This window comes from Streptomyces sp. TRM68416, from assembly GCF_014596915.1.
Taxonomy (GTDB): Bacteria; Actinomycetota; Actinomycetes; order Streptomycetales; family Streptomycetaceae; genus Streptomyces.
In genome coordinates, this window is record NZ_JACVWU010000004.1 from 49,817 (window position 1) to 68,562 (window position 18,746).

An 18,746-nucleotide genomic window follows, 5' to 3' on the forward strand; every position below is an offset into this window, starting at 1 on the left:
CGCAGTTCCGGCGTGTGTCTTTAGAGGTACGGCATGTCCCTTGAGGAGTAGTCGCATTGAATACGCGCGGCCCGCGCCCCTAGCGTCATTCGCATCGCAATGCTGCTGCACGGTGCGGCAACATCGGGGGTGAGTGACGATGGAATTCCTGGTTCTGGGGCCGGTGGAAGTACGCGAGTCGGGGATGCCGGTCCGGCTCAGGGGAATGCGCCGCCGACGCCTTCTGGCGCTTCTTCTGCTGAATGTCGGTCGCGCGGTGGCGATGGACACCCTCGTGGACGAACTGTGGCAGGACCCGCCGCCCTCCGCCCGCCACCAGGTGCACAACGCCATCCGCGACCTGCGCGCCGCCCTGTCCGTCTTCGAGGGCGTCAGCCTGGTCACCGTCGATGTCGGCTACCGCCTGGACGTGCCCCCGGAGGCCGTGGACGCCCACCGCTTCACCGAGCGGGTCCGCGCCGCCCGCGCCGCCCGGCACGCGGGCCGCGACGCGGAGGCGACGCGGCTGCTGCGCTCCGCGGTGGACCTGTGGCGCGGCGACGCCTTCGCGGGCATCGACTGCCCGGCGGTCACCGCGGCGGCGGCCGGCCTCGAGGAGCAACGGCTCACCGCGATCGAGGAGCTGACGGACCTCAGACTCGCGGCCGGCGAGGCGGGCACCCTCGTACCCGAACTGTCCGTGCTGACCGCCCGGCATCCCCTGCGCGACGCCCTGCGCGGCAGCCTGATGCTCGCCCTGTACCGCAGCGGCCGCCAGGCCGACGCGCTCGCGGTCTACGACGAGGGCCGCCGCCTGCTCGCCGACGAACTCGGCCTGGAGCCCGGCCCCCGCCTGCGCCGTCTGCACCACGAGATCCTCGCGGACGCCCCGCGGGTACAGCGCGAGGGACCCCGGCCCGTCCAGGCCGCCGCCCCCCGCGCGGACCGCCGCAACTACCTGCCGCGCGACCTGCCCGACTTCACCGGCCGCGCCACCGAACTCGCCCTGCTGGACCGGGCCGTCGACGACCAGGACCCCGGCCTGCCCCGCACCGTCACCATCGACGGCATGGGCGGCATCGGCAAGACCGCCCTCGCCGTCCACTTCGCCCACCGCCGCACCGCCGCCTACCCCGACGGCCAGTACTACATCGACCTGCACGGCTTCAGCACGACCCGCGCGCCCCTCACCGCCGAGGAGGCGCTGGGCGTCCTGCTGCGCTCCGACGGCGCCGCCCCCGAGGCCGTACCGGCCGGCCCGGCCGAACGCAGCGCGGTCTGGCGCTCCCGGCTCGCGGGCCGCCGTGCCCTGCTGGTCCTCGACAACGTCGCCGACGCGGCCCAGGTCACCCCCCTGCTGCCCGGTACGGGCGACACCCTCACCCTGATCACCACCCGCCGCAAGCCGACCGCCCCGGACGGCGCCCGCGCCCTGTCCCTGGGCGCCCTGGCCCCCGTGGACGCCGAGCGCCTGTTCCGCCGCGCCGCGGGAGACGCCTGCGCGAACGCGCCCCTGTCCCCGACGCTCGCCCTGTGCGGCCACCACCCGCTGGCCCTGCGCATCGCCGCCACCCGCCTGCGCGACCGCCCCGCGTGGACCGTGGCGGACGTGACGGAACGCCTGCGCACCACCGCGGGCCGCATCTCGTTCCTGCGCACGGCGGACCGCGACCTGATGTCGTCGCTGGCCCTCTCCTACGGCCCCCTCCCGCCCGACGCCCGCGCGTTCGTCCGCACCCTCGCCCTGCACCCGGCGACCACCCACGACATCCCCAGCGCCTGCGCCGCCACCGGCCTGCCGGCCCCGGCCGTGGAACGCCTCTTCGACCTCCTCCTCGACCACAACCTCGCCCACGAACCGGCCCCCGCCCACCTCACCGTCCCCCTCCTCCTGCGCGACTGCGCCCACACCCTCACCCCCACCCCCCACAACACCCCCCGCCACCTGACCCCGGCGGCCTGACCGGAAACGCACGAAGGGCCCCGTCCTAGGACGGGGCCCTTCTTCAGCGGTAGCGGAGGGATTTGAACCCTCGGTGACTTGCGCCACACTCGCTTTCGAGGCGAGCTCCTTCGGCCGCTCGGACACGCTACCGAGGGAGACCTTACAGCAAGGTGCGGCCCGCTCAGAAATCGGTATTCAGCGAGCGCGGAAGAACTCGGTGAGGAGCCGGGCGCAGTCGTCGGCGAGGACGCCCTCGATCACCTCGGGGCGGTGGTTGAGCCGCCGGTCGCGTACGACGTCCCACAGGGAGCCGGCCGCGCCCGCCTTCTCGTCGCGGGCGCCGTAGACGACCCGGTCCACCCGGGACTGCACGAGGGCGCCCGCGCACATCGTGCAGGGCTCCAGCGTGACGACGAGCGTGCAGCCGGTCAGCCGCCACTGGCCGGTCTCCGCCGCCGCCCTGCGGATCGCGAGGACCTCGGCGTGCGCGGTCGGATCGCCGGTGGCCTCGCGTTCGTTGTGCCCGACGCCGAGCACGGTCGTGCCGTCCGGGGACAGCACGACGGCGCCGACCGGGACGTCCCCGTCCCGGGCGGCCCGTTCGGCCTCGTCCAGGGCGAGCCGCATCGCGGCCCGCCAGCGGTCGCGTACCGGGTCCGGCGGACCCTCGGTGGTGTGCGTGATCAGCGGACGGTCTCCAGGACCTCCGCGGCACCCAGCGCCTCGGCGATCGCGCCCAGCGCGTCATCGGCGTCCAGGGCCTTCAGCTCCTTCTCGCCGATACCGAGGTCGTCGAGGATCTCGCTGTCGCCGACCGGGCTGTGCGGGACCGCCTCGCCGGCGGAGCCGCCCTCGTCGTCGGAGTCGCCGTCGGGCTCCTCCGTACCGTCCAGGTCGAGGGAGTCCAGGTCGGCGCCGTCGTCGCCGGGCTCCCTTCCGAGCAGTTCGTCGGTGAGCAGGATCTCGCCGTAGCTGCTGCGGGCAGCGGCGGCGGCGTCCGAGACGTAGATACGAGGGTCGTCCTCGCCGTCGATCCGGACGACGCCGAACCAGGCGTCCTCCTGCTCGATGAGCACCAGCACCGTGTCGTCCTCGGGAGAGGCTTCACGGGCCAGGTCGGCCAGATCCGACAGGGTCTCCACATCGTCGAGCTCTGTGTCGCTCGCTTCCCACCCGTCTTCGGTGCGCGCGAGCAGTGCGGCGAAGTACACCGTGACTCTCCCACTGGTCATAGGCGTGCCGGTTGGGGGTCCCCCCGGCGGAGGCTGCGGGCGGGGAGAGCTCGGGCTCCGAGCCCCACCCACTCGGAATCGTGGCAGAAACGGAGCGCTCAGGGGACGTCTTCGGCTCCCTGTGTCCGCCCGTTTTGATCGACCACCAGCGGGATCGTACGCGGCGGTCGGTGCCGCACACGCACGGACGGCCCAAGAACGCGCCGAGGACTACCAGCGGAACGTGCGCATGCGCATGGCGTGGCGCAGCCGGGCCGCCTTGGCGCGCCGGGGCTGCACACGGTTGCGCAGCTCGCGGGCCTCGGCCAGGTCGCGCAGGAACTCGGCGCGGCGCCGACGCCGCTCGGCGTCGGTCTCCGGCGGCGCGGTGTCCTTCCGGGACTCACTGTCAGGCATATGCACACCCCCAGTACGTCCCTCCCACTTTCCCTCCGACGGGCGGTTTGATGCCAGCGCGAGGGGGGTCTCGGCCCGGTTACTGTTAGGGACATGCGTCTCCACGTCGTCGACCACCCCCTGGTCGCCCACAAGCTCACCACCCTGCGCGACCAGCGCACCGACTCCGCGACCTTCCGCCGGCTCGCCGACGAGCTGGTCACCCTGCTCGCCTACGAGGCCACGCGCGACGTCCGCACCGAACAGGTCGACATCAAGACGCCGGTCGCGCAGACCACGGGCGTCAAGCTCTCCCACCCGCGCCCGCTGGTGGTGCCGATCCTGCGCGCCGGCCTCGGCATGCTGGAGGGCATGGTCCGGCTGCTGCCGACCGCCGAGGTGGGCTTCATGGGCATGATCCGCAACGAGGAGACGCTCCAGGCCTCCACGTACGCCACCCGCATGCCCGAGGACCTCTCCGGCCGCCAGGTGTACGTCCTCGACCCGATGCTGGCCACCGGCGGCACCCTGGTCGCGGCGATCCAGGAGCTGATCAAGCGCGGCGCCGACGACGTGACGGCCGTGGTCCTCCTCGCCGCCCCCGAGGGCGTCGAGGTCATGGAGCGCGAGCTGGCGGGTACGCCGGTGACGGTGGTCACGGCCTCGGTGGACGAGCGGCTCAACGAGCACGGCTACATCGTCCCGGGCCTCGGCGACGCGGGCGACCGCATGTACGGCGCGGCGGAGTAGCACCGGCAGCCTCTTCACGGCGGGGCCGCGGCCGCGGGCTTCGACGAAGCCCGACGGACCGCCCGGGGACTCGCCGGGCTTCACCGCGGGGGACGGCTGCGACTTCGCGGGCATGCGGCGACCGGCTTGGTGAGTGGTTCGGCTTCACCGCGGGACGTGGCTGTGTCTTGGCGGGAGTCCGGTGGCCGGGGCGGTGGCTGCGGTCTCCGGGAGTCCGGCCACTGGCTCGGGAACTCGCCGGGCTTCACCGCGGGGGACGGCTGCGACTTCGCGGGAATGGGGCGACGGCTTGGGAAGAGCCGCTCGGCCGCGGCTTCGCGCGAGCCCTGACGACCCGCCCCGGGAGGCCGCTCGGCTTCCCCGCCGGGGTGCGGCTACGGCGGCGCGGGAATCCGGTGACCGACCCCGACCCCGGCCCCGGGGAAGTCGCTCAGCAGCTCTGCTTCCCGGTCGGCGCCGGCTTCGGCTTGGTCAGGTCGGCCAGGGCCTTGTCGGCGGCCGCCTTTGCCGTGAGGTTCTTGAAGCCCGTGCCGATGATCAGGTCGACGTCGGTGCCCTTGCGGCCGGCGTCGGTGCGGCGCTCGGCGCCGGCCAGCTGGGTGGCGAGCACGGGCAGCGAGGTGTCCTGGGCGGACGCGGGGCCGAGCAGTATGCCGGTGCCCTTGACCTTCTTGTCGTACTCCTCGGTCGCGTTGCCCACGTCACCGATCTTGAAGCCGCGCTTCTTCAGCTCGTCCGCGGTCTTCTTGGCCAGGCCACTGGTGGGCGTCGCGTTGAGCACGTTGACGGTGATCCGGCCGGGCTTGGGAAGGGCGGGCGCGGCCGCGGTGGCCGACGGGGTCGCCCGGGTGGCGCAGTCCGCCCTGGGCCCGGCAGCCGAGGCCTTGTCGCCGCCGCCGGAGAAGATGCCGACGAGCTGCAGCGCGCCCCAGCCGATCATGCCGAGTACGGCGATACCGGCGACGCCCAGGAGGGCGAGCCTGCCGCGCCGCCGCGGGCGGCGCATCCGCGGGTACGTGTCCCCCGTGATGCGGTACTTACCGCCCATGCCGGGGGGAGTCAGCATGCTCATGGGCGCAGCGTAGTGCGCCGGGGCGACGATGCCTACTAGATGATCATTCGACGCCGGGCAGGAGAACCCAAAAGGGCCAACCCTTTACGACGCGGTCACTCAATCCAGCTCAAGCACACGTGCGTGCAGCACCTGGCGCTGCTGGAGCGCCGCCCGTACGGCCCGGTGCAGCCCGTCCTCCAGGTACAGGTCGCCCTGCCACTTCACGACGTGCGCGAAGAGGTCGCCGTAGAACGTGGAGTCCTCGGCGAGCAGTGTTTCCAGGTCGAGCTGGCCCTTGGTCGTCACGAGCTGATCGAGGCGGACCGGGCGCGGCGCGACATCCGCCCACTGCCGGGTGCTCTCCCGGCCGTGGTCGGGGTACGGCCGGCCGTTTCCGATGCGCTTGAAGATCACACGGAAAGCCTACCGGTCCAGACGTTCCGGGCGCAGCCATGGCGACGGAGTGCGACGCTGAAAAAGATGTAGTAAATCCGGCCAAAGGGAACGGGGTCCGAGATGAGTGACAGCGAGACCGTGCCGCCGGCCACCGCTCCCGAGGCCCCCGGCAGCGCGCCCGCCCTCCCCCCGGAGGCCCTGGAGATCGCCTCCGGCTACGCCTTCACCGGTCCCGCACTCGACCTGGGCGCCCTGCTCTGGGACGGCCGGTGCCTGGCGGACGCCGGGATCAGGGTGCCGCTGCCGATGCTCAACCGGCACGGCCTGGTCGCCGGCGCCACCGGCACCGGAAAGACCAAGACGCTCCAGCTGATCGCCGAACAGCTCTCGGCGCAGGGCGTGCCGGTGTTCCTCGCGGACATCAAGGGCGACCTGTCGGGCATCTCGGCGCCGGGCGAGCCCGGCGACAAGGTCACCGCGCGCGCCGCGGACGTGCACCAGCGGTGGACGCCGACCGGGTTCCCCGCGGAGTTCTACGCCCTCGGCGGCCTCGGCCGGGGCATCCCGGTCCGCGCCACGATCACCAGCTTCGGCCCGGTGCTGCTGTCCAAGATCCTGCGGCTCAACCAGACCCAGGAGCAGTGCCTCGGCCTGATCTTCCACTACGCCGACGGCAAGGGCCTGGAACTGGTCGACCTCAAGGACCTCCGGGCGGTGGTGGCGTTCCTGACCTCCGACGAGGGCCGGGCGGAGCTGAAGAACATCGGCGGCCTGTCGACGGCGACGGCCGGGGTGATCCTCCGGGCGCTGACCGCCTTCGAGGCGCAGGGCATGGCCGACTTCTTCGGCGAGCCGGAGTTCGACACGGCCGAGTTCCTGCGGACGGCGGCGGACGGGCGCGGCACGGTGTCGGTGCTCGAACTGCCCGCCGTACAGGACAAGCCGCAGCTCTTCTCGACCTTCCTGATGTGGCTGCTCGCCGACCTCTTCCACGACCTCCCCGAGGTCGGCGACATCGACCGGCCCAAGCTGGTCTTCTTCTTCGACGAGGCGCATCTGCTGTTCAACGGCGCCTCCAAGGCATTCCTGGACTCCGTCACGCAGACCGTCCGCCTCATTCGCTCGAAAGGGGTCGGCGTCTTCTTCGTGACGCAGACCCCGAAGGACGTGCCCGCCGACGTTCTCGCCCAGCTCGGCAACCGGGTCCAGCACGCGCTGCGCGCCTTCACCCCCGACGACCAGAAGGCGCTGAAGGCGACCGTGAAGACCTTCCCGAACTCGGCGTACGACCTCGAAGAGGTCCTCACCGGGCTCGGTACCGGCGAGGCCGTGATCACCGTGCTGAGCGAGAAGGGCGCCCCGACACCGGTCGCCGCGACCCGGCTGCGGGCCCCCGAGTCCCTGATGGCCCCGGTCGACGCCACGGCCCTGGACCGGGCCGTGCGGCAGTCGCCGCTCTACGAGCGCTATGCACAGGCTGTGGACCGCGAGTCGGCGTACGAGAAGCTGGAGGCGGCGCGCGGCGCGAAGGGCCCGGACGAACTGGTCCCGCCGAAGCCGAAGCAGGCGAGTCGGCCGAAAGAGCCGAAAGAGCCGCAGCCGAGAGAGCCGAGAGAGCCGAAAGAGCAGCCCTCCGTCGTCGAGCAGGTCGTCGGCAGCGGCATGTTCAAGTCCCTGGCGCGGTCCATCGGCACGCAGATCGGGCGTGAGATCACCCGCTCCGTCTTCGGTACGGCGCGGCGGAGGCGGTAGCCCGCCTCCGCCGGCGGCTCAGCGGCCCGACTCCTTCGGGGGCTGCTGCTGGGGACGGCTGTGCTGCTTCCGCTCGGCTTTCGGCGCGTTGCGCGCGGCCTCCGCGCGCAGCAGGGCGCGCAGGACGGCGTACGGGTCCATGGGCATGGTGCTGCTCCTTGCGTCGTACGGATGACGGACAGACGGACGGACCGGGGGAGGGCCGGCCGGTTCTGTCAGCAGCGCAGGACCACCGAACGCAGGACGGGCAGGGCGGGCGGGGTGCGGGGCGGCTCGGGACGGACCCGTGGCCGGGGGAGGGGGGCCGGTCGCGGCGGCGGTGCGGTGGGGCGGTCCGCACGCCGGGCAGCGGCCGGTCGGAGAACGGGGTCCACGGCGTCGTACTCGACGACCTCCGCGGCCGCCGCCACCGGCGAGGCGGGCCCGTCGGCGGGCGCGGCCGGGAGGCACAGGGCGAGCAGCAGGACGAACGCCCGCAGCCAGGCGCGGGCGCGCGGAAGGCGTCGTACGGTGCTCACGCAAGGTCGTGTCCCCGCCGGGCCCACGTCGTTCATCGCGTCGCCCGTGAGATACGCCCGCACGGCGTACCCGGGCCCGTTCACAGCTCGCGCGGGACCTCTTGGGAGCGGCTTCGCATGCGTACCCCCGTGACGATCTCGATGAGACCGACGGCGACCAGCCAGATGCCGCCGACCACGGTGAGGACGAAGACCGACTCGAAGGGGGAGGTGATCAGCACGACCCCGGCGACGAACGTGAGGATGCCGAGGAGGATCTGCCAGCCGCGGGCGGGCATCGCCGGGTCGGAGGCGGCGGCCAGGGTCTGGGTGATGCCGCGGATCAGCCAGCCGATGCCGATCCACAGGGCGAGCAGCAGCAGCGACTGCATGGGGCCGCGGAAGCAGAACAGGCCCAGCAGGATCGACAGGGCGCCGCTGATGAAGCCCAGTACGCGCAGGGAGGTCGTCTTGTGCGTGCCGAAGGCGGAGACCAGCTGGAACACGCCGCTGATCACCAGGTAGAGGCCGAACAGGACGCCGGTGGCCAGCAGGGTCGAGCCCGGCCAGATCAGCACCAGGACGCCCAGGATCAGCGACGCGACGCCGGTGAGCAGGACGACCTGCCAGGCGGCTCGGGACAGGGCGTGCAGGGGCCCTTCGAAGGGTGGCTCGGGCTCACGGCCGCCGCCCTGCGGGGCCTGCCGGTCGTGAACCTTGCGGTCGTCGTACTCCGGGCCCCAGGTGGAGCCGCTCGGTGCCTCGGTCATGGTCCATGCTTGGACCGGGTGCGGGCAGGCCGCCACCGGGGTGGGCCGGGCGGCTTACTTCCCCGCGGTCTTCGCCGCCTTCGCCGCCTTGGCCGCGGCCTTCATCTCCTGCTTGTGCGCCCGCACCTTGGCCAGCGACTCCGGCCCGGTGATGTCGGCGACCGAGCGGTACGACTTCGCCTCCCCGTACGCCCCCGCGGCCTCCCGCCAGCCCTTGGGCCGCACTCCGAGCTGCTTGCCCAGCAGCGCCAGGAAGATCTGCGCCTTCTGCTTGCCGAAGCCGGGCAGTTCCTCAAGGCGCCGCAGCAGCTCCCGTCCGTCGCCGACGCCCTTCCAGACGAGTTCGGCGTTCCCGTCGTAGTGCTCGACGAGGTACTGGCACAGCTGCTGGACGCGCTTGGCCATGGACCCCGGGTAGCGGTGCACGGCCGGCTTGTCGGAGAGGACGGCGGCGAAGGCCTCGGGGTCCTGCGCGGCGATCTCGTGCGCGTCGAGGTCGTCCGTCCCGAGCCGGTCGGCGATGGTCCGGGGCCCCTTGAAGGCCCACTCCATGGGGACCTGCTGGTCCAGCAGCATCCCGACCAGCGCGGCGAGCGGGGAGCGGCCGAGGAGTTCGTCGGCCTCGGGGTCCTGGGCCAGGTGCAGGGTGACGTCCATGGGTCGATGATCCCGCGTGCGGGCTCAGGTCGCGCGCCAGTACCCCAGCGCGTGCGTCCGCTCCTTCGGTACGCCCAGTTCCTTGCGTACGTACGCGGCGAGGGTGCGGGTGGTCGTGGTGTCGCAGGCGATCCAGACGTAGGGGTGCTCGGCGGCCCCGAGGAGGGCGGGGAGCTCCGCGCGGACGGCGTCGACGAGGCCGGGGCGCGGGACGGTGCGGACGTCGGCGGTGTCGTCGTGGAACGGCAGCCCGTCCGGCTTGCCCTCGAACCACACCGTCGCGGGGGCCGGGGCGAGGGCGTCGAGGAGGGAGTTGAGCGCGGGCAGCGAGGCCGGGTCGCCGATCGCGAAGACGTGCGAGGGTGCGGGCCGGGGATGCTGGAAGCCCGTGCCCTGGACCGTCGCCTCGATGGTGTCCCCGGGCTTCGCCGCCCGCGCCCAGTCACTGGCGCACCCCTCGTGGAGGGCGAACTCCAGGCTGAGGGTGCCGGCCGCCGGGTCGGGGTCGACCAGCGTGTACGCGCGCTGGTGCGGCTTGCCTCCGTTGTCGAACCAGAGCCGGACCCACATCGTCGGGTGGACGCCGGTCGCCGCGAGCATGCCGCCGTCGGTGAGGTGCACCCTCCGGTAGTCGGGGGTGACGTCCTCGGCGCCGGTGACGGTCAGGACGTAGTCCTTGGCGCCCATCAGCTTCAGGACCGTGCCCTGCCATCCGTGCCCCTGCGTCCTCACGCCTTCACCCCTCGCGTACCATTCCCCACCGGATACTTAGGCAAGGCTAACCTAAAGCATGGTGCGGGCACAGGGCCGGCACAGGAGCCGGTCGCCGTGCCGGCACAGGAGAGGTGACAGGTGACCGCAGAGATCTACCGCGATGCCTGGGGCATCCCGCATCTGCGGGCCGACGACGTGCGGGAACTCGCCCGCGCCCAGGGCCGCGTCACCGCCCTCGACCGGGCCTGGCAACTGGAGGTGGAGCGGCACCGAGCCCGGGGCACCTCCGCCGCCCTCCTCGGCCCGGACTCCCTGCCCTGGGACCTCTTCGTCCGGCGGGCCAGACTCGACGACACCGCCCGGCGCTGCTTCGCCGACCTGGAGAAGCGGGACCCGGAGACGGCCGACTGGATCCGGGCCTACGTCGACGGCGTCAACGAAGGTCTCGCCGGGGCGTCCCTGCCGGTCGGCGCCCCCGGCCGCTGGGAGCCGTGGACCCCGTTCGGCATCTGGCTCGGTGTCCACATCCTCTTCGCGGGCTTCCCGGCCAAGCTCTGGCGCGAGCAGGTCGTCCGGCACCTCGGCCCGGACGCGGTCGGCCTGTTCGCCACCGACGGCCCCGGCACCTCCGGCAGCAACGGCTGGCTGGTCGGCGGCGAACGCAGCAGCACCGGGCAGCCGATCATCGCGGGCGACCCGCACCGCTTCATCGAGGACCCCGGCGTCTACCAGCAGATCCACCTCTCCTGCCCCGAGTTCGACGTCATCGGCCTCGCCGTCCCCGGCGTCCCCGGCATCGCCCACTTCGGCCACACCGGCACGGTCGCCTGGGCCATCACCAACGCCATGGCCGACTACCAGGACCTCTACCGCGAGCGCCTGCGCCGCACCGGCGCGGGCGTGGAGGCACTCGGTCCGGACGGCGTGTGGCACCGGGCCGCCCGGCACACCGAGACGGTCGAGGTGGCGGGCGAGGAGCCGGTCGAGATCGAGGTCATCGAAACCGAACGGGGCCCGGTGATCATCGGCGGCCCGGAGGGGCTCGACGACGGCGAGGGCCCCGACGGAATCCCGGTCGCGGTCAGTCTCCGCTATCCGCCCCGCGTCACCGGCGACCTCGGGTTCAGCGCGCTGCTGCCGCTGCTGCGCGCCCGCCGCGTCGCGGACGTCGACCGGGCCGTCGGCCTGTGGGCCGAGCCGGTCAACGTCGTGCAGGCGGCCGACACCGAGGGCGGCCTGCTGCACCGGGTCGCCGGGCGGGTGCCGGTCCGCGCCGAGGCCAACCGCGTACGCCTCGTGCCCGCCTGGGAGCCCGGCCACGAGTGGCGCGGCTGGCACGAGATGCCGTACGGCGGACTCGCCGACGGAGTCGCGGTGATGGCGAACCAGCGCGGCCCGGCCGCCCCCCTCGGCGTCGAGTTCGCCGCCCCGCACCGCGCCGACCGCATCGCCGCCCTGCTGGCGCAGCGCGAGCACTGGTCGCCCGGCGACATGCCGGTGATCCACACCGACACCGAACTCGCCTCCGCGGCACCGCTGTTGGACCACCTGGCGGCCCTCGACGGCCTCTCCCCCGAGGCGGCCCGCATCCGCAAGGACCTCCTCGCCTGGGACCGCCGCATGGACGCGGACAGCGAGGCCGCGGCCCTCTTCGCGGCGGTGCGCGGCGCCGTCGTACGCCGTCTGGCCGAGCACCCGGCGTTCGGCGCGCTGACCACCGCCCCCGCCTACCCCGAGGTACTGCTCCCCTGGCTCGCGCTCGTCCCGCGCATCGGCTTCGCCCTCCAACACCTGCTGCGCGCAGAGGAGTTGTACGGCATCGACCGTCCCGCCGCCGTGCGCGCGGCCGTCGAGGACGTGGCCGCCCGGGGCGTCGGCGGCACCTGGGGCGAGACCCACCGCCTCGCCCCCTGGCGGGCGCTGCCGAACCCCTCGTACGACGAACCCGGGCTCTCCGGCGACCACGACTGCGTGCTGTGCACCTCCGCCGTGCCCGGCCTCACGGATCTCGCCGCGCGCGGCCCGGCCGCCCGGTACGTGTGGGACCTCGCCCACCGTGAACACAGCCTGTGGGTGGTGCCGTTCGGGGCGTCCGGGGTGCCCGGCTCGCCCCACCACCGCGACCAACTGCCCCTGTGGACCCGGGGAGACCTCGTCCCCGTGGAGACCGATTTCGACCGTCTGGAGAAGGAGACCGATGTCTGAGCCCCGCCCGGCGGTGCACGAGCAGACGGTCGAGGGCCACGGCACCGTGCGTGTCCTGCCCCTCGACCCGTCCGCCGACGCCGATGTCGTCCACAGGTGGGTCAGCGAGGAACGCGCCGCCTTCTGGGGCATGAACGGCCTCACCCGCGACCAGGTGGCCGACATCTACGCCCACCTGGACACCCTCGACACCCACCACGCCTTCCTGGTCCACCGCGACGGCGTCCCGGCCGCCCTGCTCCAGACCTACGCGCCCGAGGCCGACCGGGTCAGCGAGTGCTACGACGTCCGTCCCGGCGACATCGGCGTCCACCTGCTGCTCGCGCCGCCCGGCCCGGAGGGCGCCCGCCCCGGCTGGACGTCCGGACTCCTCGCCTCCGTCACGGCGTACGTCCTGCTCGGCCTCGACCGGCAGCGGATCGTCGTCGACCCCGACGTGCGCAACACGAAGGCCGTCGCCCGCTTCCTGAAGCAGGGCTTCGAGCCCGGCCCGGTCGTCACCCTCCCCGAAATCGACCTCCCGGACGTCTACTTGCCCGAGAAGAAGGCCCAACTCGCCTTCCTCACACGCGAGACGGCGTTCGGCGGGAGGGGCGCCGGGGGACGGACTCCGCGGTCGGCCCCCACCCGGTAGCCTCCTCGGCGTGACCCCGGACGAACTCGTCGCGCTCCCCCACGCTCGGCTTCGCTCGCGCGGGGGGACCCCCATCGGCCTGGAGCCCCTGCCGAGAGAGGGCGGACGGTTCCGCCGTACCTGGGCGGGCCCCGAGCGCTCGGACGGCCGGCCCGCCGGGTCCGCCATAGTCGCCCTGCTCACCGCCGAGCCGGGCGACTACTCGGCGCTGCACCGCCTCCCGAGCGACGAGATCTGGCACTTCTACCTGGGCGACCCGCTGCGGATGCTGCTCCTGGCCCCGGACGGCACCTCCCGTACGGCCGTGCTGGGACCGGACATAAGGAGCGGCCAGCACCTCCAGTTCACGGTCCCCGCCGGCACCTGGATGGGCGCGACCGTCGTGACGGGCGGCTCGTGGAGCTTCTTCGGCTGCACGATGGCCCCCGGATTCACCTACGAGGACTACGAACACGGCGACGCGGAGCACCTGACCGCCCGCTACCCGCACGAGGCCGCCCGGATCATGGAACTGTGCCGACCGTGAGCCTGCTGGAGGGCCAGGTCGCGCTGATCACGGGAGCCGGCGGCGGCATCGGCCGCGGCATCGCCCTGCGCTTCGCCGAACAGGGCGCGGCGGTCGCCCTCCTCCCCCAGAGGGGGTACCCCCAGCCGTACGGCAGTGGAGGCGGCGCGCGAAGTGGCGGCCGACATCGGCAACGCGGTGGTCCTGCAAGGCGACCTGACCGTGGAGGAGGACTGCCACCGGATCGTGCGCGAGGCCGCCGACTGGGGCGGCGGCCGGTTGACCGCCCTGGTCAACAACGCGGGCGTACAGCCGGTGCGGGAACTGCCCGGCATGACGGCGGCCGAGTGGCGGGCGGTGCTGGACGCCAACCTGACGAGCGTGTTCGCCTGCACCCAGGCGGCGGCGGAGGTCATGCGGGCGCAGGGCGGCGGCGGCTCGATCACGCACATCGCCTCCGTCGAGGCGCGGCAGCCGGCCCCCGCGCACGCCCACTACGCTTCCTCCAAGGCGGCCGTGGTGATGCACGCCCGCGCTGCGGCCCTGGAGTACGGCCGCCACGGCATCCGCGTCAACACGGTCTCGCCCGGACTCGTCGCACGCGAGGGGCTGGAGGAGGCGTGGCCGGAGGGGGTGCGCAGGTGGCGGACGGCCGCCCCCGCGGGCAGACTCGGCCGACCGGAGGACGTGGGCGACGCCTGCGTGTTCCTGGCCTCCCCGCTGGCCTCCTGGATCACCGGCCACGACCTGGTGGTGGACGGCGGGGTCTCGGCACACCCCACGTGGTGAGCGCCGTACACCTTTCGTACGTACGTAACCGCGTGGCCGGACAGCGGGAAGACGGAGAGACGACGTGGGGCGAAGGCGCGGACTTCAAGGGCTGGTGCTGCTGGGAGCCGTGCTGGTGCTGCTCCTCCTCGGCGGCGCGGGGCCGGCGTCCGCGCACGCGGCCCTCCGCGGCACCGACCCCGAGGACGGAACCGTCCTCAAGTCGGCCCCCCGCCTGCTCACTCTGACCTTCACCGAGTCCGTCGGCCTACTGGACGACTCCGTCCGCATCCTGCGCCCCGACGGCCGCCGACTGAGCGTGGACGACGCACGGCACGCGCCGGAGGGCGACGCCACCGCCCGCGTCACCCTGCCCCGCGGTCTTGAACAGGGCACGTACACGGTGGCCTGGCGCGTGGTGTCGGCGGACAGCCACCCCGTCTCGGGCGCCTTCACCTTCTCGGTGGGCAAACCGTCCCCGGCCCCGGCCGCCCCCGACCTGCGCACCGAGGACCCGGCGACCGCCGCCCTGCACAAGATCGCCCGCTATCTGGCGTACCTCGGGGCGGCCCTCCTCATCGGCACCGCGGCCTTCGTGGCGCTGTGCCGCCCACCGGACACCACCGCCCTGCGCACCCTGCTCCTGGCGGGCTGGTGGACCCTGTTCGTGACCACGCTCGCCCTGCTGGTGCTCCGCGCCCCGTACGAGACCGGCGAGGGCCCGGCGGCAGCCCTCGACCCGTCGTCCCTCACCCGCACCCTGGCCACCCGCCCCGGCCTGGCCCTGCTGGCCCGCCTGGCCCTGCTCCTGGGGGCCGCCGCATACCTCGTACGACAGCACCGGGCCGCCGCGGATCCGGTACGACAGCACCGGCCGCACCGCGACCTGGTCGGCGCCGCCCTGGCCATCGGCCTCGCCCTGACCTGGGCGGCCGCGGAGCACGCCTCCGCCGGGATCCAGGTGCCGGTGGCGATGACGTCCTCGGTGCTGCACCTGCTGGCGACGACGGTGTGGCTGGGCGGCCTGACGGCCCTGCTCGTACTCCTGTTCCGGTCGCCGGTCCCGCTCCCCGGGCACACGGTCGTCCGCTTCTCCCGACTGGCCTTCGCCTCGGTGACCGTCCTGGTCGTCACCGGCGTCTACCAGTCCTGGCGAGGCCTCGGCTCCTGGAACGCCCTCACGGACACGACGTACGGCAGGCTCCTGGTCCTCAAACTGGCGGCCGTGGCCCTGCTGTTGGCGGCGGCCGGCCTGTCACGGCGCTGGACGGCACGGGCGGCGGGACTGCGACCGGCGGCGGCGCGGGAGAAGACACGGATCCCGGCCTTGGCAGGCGCTCAGCGGCCCGCCGCGCCCGATGACCCGTCCCCCGCGCCCGAAGGTCCGTCCCCCGCCCCCGAGCAGCCGCTCCCGCCGCCCCCCGACGCCCGTGTTCTGCGTCGCTCGGTGCTGGCCGAAGTCGTTGTCGGAGTGGCGGTGCTGGTGATCACGACCGTACTGACGGGCACGCTGCCGGGCCGGGCGGAGGCCGAGGCGGCGCAGCAGCCTCAGCCGACCAGCGGCACCTCCGTCACCACGGTCCCGTTCGACGTCGGCACCCCGGGCGGCACCGGCAAGGTCCAGATCACCCTGGACCCCGGCCGGATCGGCGAGAACTCGGTACAGGCCGTGGTCTACGGCGCCGACGGCGGCTTCTCCACGGTCCCCGAACTGCGCGTGAGCTTCACTCTCCCGTCCGAGGACATCGGCCCCCTGGACGCGAACCTGACCGACCGCGGCGGCTACTGGGCGACCAGCGACGTCAACCTCCCCCTCCCCGGCACCTGGACGATGAAGGTGACGGTGCGGGTCTCCGAGGTGGACCAGGTGAGCGAGTCGGTGTCCGTACAGGTGCGTTAGTACGCGCATCCGCTGTCCGCCGTCAGTGGTAGGCGTGGACGACCGCGTGGCCCTTGCCCCGGCCGATCATCCACTTGTTCACCGGGGTGGTGACCACGAACGCCACCGCGAAGCCACCCAGCAGCGCCGACCAGAACAGCCCGTCCGAGAGGTGGGCGTCCATGGCGCCCGGCGTGAGCGCGATGATCGTGTTGTCGACCAGTTCCATCACGGCGATCGAGACGGTGTCGGCGGCGAGCGCCACCTTGATCGCGGACTTCAGGTCAAGCCCGCCCCGGCGCACCGCGAACAGCGTGAACGAGTACCCGAACACGAACGCCAGCGTGATCGCCAGCGCCATCGTCTGTACGTTCCCCCACATCAGCGCCGTACCGATCACCATGCCGAGGATCTCGCCGATCGCACACCCGGTGAGGCAGTGCAGCGTGGCCTTGGCGGCCATGGACCAGGAGGCACCGTGCCCGGAGTGCCCGTGTTCGGCGTGGTCGCTGCTGTGGTGGGCGTGTTCGTGGTGAGCCCGGTGAGCGCTGTGATCCATGGCCATGTCCCCATTCCCCTGTGGGTGCGGCCCGCGTTCCCGGGCCTCACGGTCGTGAACGCTATACCCCCCGGGGGTATTCCGCAATGGATCTCGCCCAGGACGGAGCCGCACCGGGCGGACACGACGGCGCGGGGCCGTGACCGGTCCCCCGTACCGGTCGCGGCCCCGCTGGTGCGGAGTCTGGTCGTCGGCGGATCAGCAGCAGCCGCCCGCGGGAACGGCCGCCCCGGCCTTGTCGGTGGCTTCGTCGGTGGCTTCGTCGGCGGCCGTGTCGGTGCAGCAGGTGCTGTCCGGCTGCTTGGTGAGGGTGTCGGCGTCGGCCTTGACGACGTACACCTCCCAGGGTTCCCGGCCGGGACCGTGCACCCAGACCTTGTCCTGGAGGGCGTAGCAACAGGTGGTGTCGTTCTCCTCCGTCGTGGCCAGACCGGCCTCGCCCAGGCGGGCGGTGGCGGCATGGACGGCCTCGGTGGTCTCCACCTCGACGCCGAGGTGGTCCATGCGGGTGTCCTCGTCCGCCGCGCCTTCGATCAGGACGAGCTTGAGCGGGGGCTCGGTGATGGCGAAGTTGGCGTAGCCGTCGCGGAGTTTGGCGGGCTCGGTGCCGAAGAGCTTGGTGTAGAAGGCGATGGACGCGTCCAGATCCGGTACGCGGAGGGCGAGTTGTACGCGGGACATGGTGAACCTCCTTGAGGGGTACGGCGGTCAGCAGCCGCCGGTGGTGGTGGTCGGGGTGCCGAGCTGAACGGTGGCCGGGGATGCGCAGCAGCCGCCGCCCTCGGTGCCCTGGGTGGCGTCGGGTTCTTCCAGGAGGCCGCCGCCGCTGCACACCCCGGTCTCCGGCAGGGTCAGTTCGACTCGCTCGGCGGCCTCCCGGTCTCCGGCGAGCGCCGCGGCGATGGAACGGACCTGCTCGTAGCCGGTGAGCGCGAGGAACGTGGGCGCACGGCCGTAGGACTTCATGCCGACCAGGTAGACGCCCTGTTCGGGGTGGGACAGCTCGGTGACACCGTGCGGGTAGACGGTGCCGCAGGAGTGGACGTTGGGGTCGATGAGCGGGGCCAGCGCGGTCGGCGCCTGAAGGCGCTCGTCGAGGTCGAGGCGGACCTCGGAGAGGAAGGAGAGGTCCGGGCGGAGGCCGGTCAGGACGATGACCTCGTCGACCGGGTCCAGACGGCGGCCGTCCTCCGCGACGAGTACGAGCCGGTCGCCGTCCCGCTCCACGGCCCGGGTGCGGAAGCCGGTGGCCGCGCTGGCGTGGCCGTTCTCGACGGCGGCCTTCGCGGCCAGGCCCAGGGCGCCGCGGGCGGGCAGCTGGTCGGCCTCGCCGCCGCCGTACGTGTTCGCGCCGATGCCGCTGCGCAGGACCCATGCCACGTGCGTGCCGGGCTCGTCCTCGGCCAGGTCGGCGAGGTGGGCGAGCGCGGTGAAGGCGGAGGCGCCGGAGCCGATGACGGCGGTGCGCTTGCCCGCGTAACGGGCGCGGACGGACGCGTCTGTGAGGTCGGGGACGCGGTAGGAGACGCGGTCGGCCGCCGCCCTCTCGCCGAGGGCGGGCAGGCCGTCGGCGCCCATCGGGCTCGGGACGGACCAGGTGCCGGAGGCGTCGACGACGGCGCGGGCGCTGATCCGCTCCTCACTCCCGTCGGCCAGCTCGATGTGCACGGTGAAGGGCTGCTCCTCGCGGTCGGCGTCGACGATCCGGTCGCGTCCTGCGCGGGCGACGCCGGTGACGGTGGTGCCGTAGCGGACCCGTTCGCCGAGGGCGTCGGCGAGCGGCTGGAGGTAGCGCTCGGCCCAGTCGCCGCCGGTCGGGTAGGTCGCGCCGTCGGGGCGGACCCAGCCGGTGGGGGCGAGGAGCTTCTCGGCCGCCGCGTCGGTGACCTCGGCCCAGGGGGAGAACAGGCGGACGTGCGACCAGTCGCGTACGGCCGTGGCGGCGGTGGGGCCGGCCTCCAGCACCAGTGGTTCCAGGCCGCGCTCGACAAGGCGGGCGGCGGCGGCCAGGCCGACGGGGCCGGCTCCGATGACCACGACGGGCAGCTGGTCGGTGGTGGGCGCGCTCACGGTTA

20 protein-coding genes, 1 tRNA gene and 1 pseudogene are annotated in these 18,746 nt (G+C 73.3%); 8 read left to right on the forward strand and 14 right to left on the reverse strand.

Annotated features, from left to right (window positions below; all coding sequences use genetic code 11):
• Window positions 1-139 precede the first annotated feature (139 nt).
• Entirely contained in the window at window positions 140-1,942 is a 1,803-nt protein-coding gene (locus ICC28_RS07735; RefSeq protein WP_188287694.1) for a BTAD domain-containing putative transcriptional regulator, read from the forward strand.
• Window positions 1,943-1,989: 47 nt separating this feature from the next.
• On the opposite strand, the gene ICC28_RS07740 is transcribed toward ICC28_RS07735, so the two are convergent.
• From ICC28_RS07740 to ICC28_RS07755, 4 genes are all read right to left on the reverse strand, one after another.
• Window positions 1,990-2,074 (reverse strand) — tRNA-Ser (locus ICC28_RS07740).
• A gap of 45 nt (window positions 2,075-2,119) precedes the next feature.
• Complete coding sequence (gene tadA, locus ICC28_RS07745) at window positions 2,120-2,551, reverse strand: tRNA adenosine(34) deaminase TadA (RefSeq protein WP_223188532.1); 432 nt, start codon at window positions 2,549-2,551, stop codon at window positions 2,120-2,122.
• Between the two features lie 56 nt (window positions 2,552-2,607).
• Window positions 2,608-3,135, reverse strand: coding sequence for a hypothetical protein (locus tag ICC28_RS07750; RefSeq protein WP_188288035.1), 528 nt, complete (start codon window positions 3,133-3,135; stop codon window positions 2,608-2,610).
• 231 nt (window positions 3,136-3,366) lie between these two features.
• Complete coding sequence (locus ICC28_RS07755) at window positions 3,367-3,552, reverse strand: hypothetical protein (protein WP_188287695.1); 186 nt, start codon at window positions 3,550-3,552, stop codon at window positions 3,367-3,369.
• A 93-nt stretch (window positions 3,553-3,645) separates the two neighbouring features.
• Between ICC28_RS07755 and upp the strand changes: the two genes are divergently transcribed.
• A complete protein-coding gene (gene upp, locus ICC28_RS07760; RefSeq protein ID WP_188287696.1) occupies window positions 3,646-4,281 on the forward strand; it encodes a uracil phosphoribosyltransferase in 636 nt (211 codons plus the stop codon).
• A gap of 430 nt (window positions 4,282-4,711) precedes the next feature.
• Here the strand turns inward: upp and ICC28_RS07765 are convergent, their stop codons facing one another.
• On the reverse strand, window positions 4,712-5,353 hold the full coding sequence (locus ICC28_RS07765; protein ID WP_223188534.1) for a LytR C-terminal domain-containing protein: 642 nt from the start codon (window positions 5,351-5,353) through the stop codon (window positions 4,712-4,714).
• Window positions 5,354-5,452: 99 nt separating this feature from the next.
• Window positions 5,453-5,749, reverse strand: coding sequence for a type II toxin-antitoxin system VapB family antitoxin (locus tag ICC28_RS07770; RefSeq protein ID WP_003999914.1), 297 nt, complete (start codon window positions 5,747-5,749; stop codon window positions 5,453-5,455).
• A 102-nt stretch (window positions 5,750-5,851) separates the two neighbouring features.
• Between ICC28_RS07770 and ICC28_RS07775 the strand changes: the two genes are divergently transcribed.
• Complete coding sequence (locus ICC28_RS07775) at window positions 5,852-7,483, forward strand: helicase HerA-like domain-containing protein (RefSeq protein ID WP_188287697.1); 1,632 nt, start codon at window positions 5,852-5,854, stop codon at window positions 7,481-7,483.
• Window positions 7,484-7,501: 18 nt separating this feature from the next.
• Here the strand turns inward: ICC28_RS07775 and ICC28_RS41060 are convergent, their stop codons facing one another.
• From ICC28_RS41060 to ICC28_RS07795, 5 genes are all read right to left on the reverse strand, one after another.
• Window positions 7,502-7,630, reverse strand: coding sequence for a hypothetical protein (locus tag ICC28_RS41060; protein WP_262928460.1), 129 nt, complete (start codon window positions 7,628-7,630; stop codon window positions 7,502-7,504).
• 68 nt (window positions 7,631-7,698) lie between these two features.
• The gene (locus ICC28_RS07780) at window positions 7,699-8,001 is read right to left on the reverse strand and encodes a hypothetical protein (protein WP_188287698.1); all 303 of its coding nucleotides are present in this window, start codon (window positions 7,999-8,001) and stop codon (window positions 7,699-7,701) included.
• 80 nt (window positions 8,002-8,081) lie between these two features.
• Complete coding sequence (locus tag ICC28_RS07785) at window positions 8,082-8,750, reverse strand: HdeD family acid-resistance protein (RefSeq protein ID WP_188287699.1); 669 nt, start codon at window positions 8,748-8,750, stop codon at window positions 8,082-8,084.
• A 54-nt stretch (window positions 8,751-8,804) separates the two neighbouring features.
• Complete coding sequence (locus ICC28_RS07790) at window positions 8,805-9,407, reverse strand: HhH-GPD-type base excision DNA repair protein (RefSeq protein WP_188287700.1); 603 nt, start codon at window positions 9,405-9,407, stop codon at window positions 8,805-8,807.
• A gap of 24 nt (window positions 9,408-9,431) precedes the next feature.
• Complete coding sequence (locus ICC28_RS07795) at window positions 9,432-10,094, reverse strand: siderophore-interacting protein (RefSeq protein WP_188288037.1); 663 nt, start codon at window positions 10,092-10,094, stop codon at window positions 9,432-9,434.
• Window positions 10,095-10,259: 165 nt separating this feature from the next.
• On the opposite strand from ICC28_RS07795, the gene ICC28_RS07800 reads away from it, so the two are divergent.
• The 5 genes and pseudogenes from ICC28_RS07800 to ICC28_RS07820 all read left to right on the forward strand — a co-directional run bounded on the left by ICC28_RS07800 (window position 10,260) and on the right by ICC28_RS07820 (window position 16,133).
• On the forward strand, window positions 10,260-12,326 hold the full coding sequence (locus ICC28_RS07800; protein WP_188287701.1) for a penicillin acylase family protein: 2,067 nt from the start codon (window positions 10,260-10,262) through the stop codon (window positions 12,324-12,326).
• Complete coding sequence (locus ICC28_RS07805; RefSeq protein ID WP_188287702.1) at window positions 12,319-12,960, forward strand: GNAT family N-acetyltransferase; 642 nt, start codon at window positions 12,319-12,321, stop codon at window positions 12,958-12,960. The genes ICC28_RS07800 and ICC28_RS07805 overlap by 8 nt, the downstream gene beginning before the upstream one ends.
• A 10-nt stretch (window positions 12,961-12,970) precedes the next feature.
• Window positions 12,971-13,486: a cupin domain-containing protein gene (locus ICC28_RS07810; protein WP_411158573.1), complete on the forward strand. Its 516-nt coding sequence runs from the start codon at window positions 12,971-12,973 to the stop codon at window positions 13,484-13,486.
• Window positions 13,474-14,254: pseudogene (locus ICC28_RS07815) on the forward strand (SDR family NAD(P)-dependent oxidoreductase). The gene ICC28_RS07810 and the pseudogene ICC28_RS07815 overlap by 13 nt, the downstream one beginning before the upstream one ends.
• 94 nt (window positions 14,255-14,348) lie before the next feature.
• Window positions 14,349-16,133 (forward strand): copper resistance CopC/CopD family protein, encoded by a 1,785-nt coding sequence (locus tag ICC28_RS07820; protein WP_188288039.1) that lies wholly within the window; start codon window positions 14,349-14,351, stop codon window positions 16,131-16,133.
• A 22-nt stretch (window positions 16,134-16,155) separates the two neighbouring features.
• Here the strand turns inward: ICC28_RS07820 and ICC28_RS07825 are convergent, their stop codons facing one another.
• From ICC28_RS07825 to ICC28_RS07835, 3 genes are all read right to left on the reverse strand, one after another.
• Window positions 16,156-16,671 carry a DUF4396 domain-containing protein gene (locus tag ICC28_RS07825; protein WP_188287703.1) on the reverse strand — a complete coding sequence of 172 codons (516 nt, stop codon included), beginning with the start codon at window positions 16,669-16,671 and terminating at the stop codon, window positions 16,156-16,158.
• A 198-nt stretch (window positions 16,672-16,869) separates the two neighbouring features.
• Window positions 16,870-17,352 carry an ArsI/CadI family heavy metal resistance metalloenzyme gene (locus tag ICC28_RS07830; protein WP_188287704.1) on the reverse strand — a complete coding sequence of 161 codons (483 nt, stop codon included), beginning with the start codon at window positions 17,350-17,352 and terminating at the stop codon, window positions 16,870-16,872.
• Window positions 17,353-17,379: 27 nt separating this feature from the next.
• Window positions 17,380-18,741, reverse strand: coding sequence for an NAD(P)-binding domain-containing protein (locus ICC28_RS07835; protein WP_188287705.1), 1,362 nt, complete (start codon window positions 18,739-18,741; stop codon window positions 17,380-17,382).
• Window positions 18,742-18,746 lie beyond the last annotated feature (5 nt).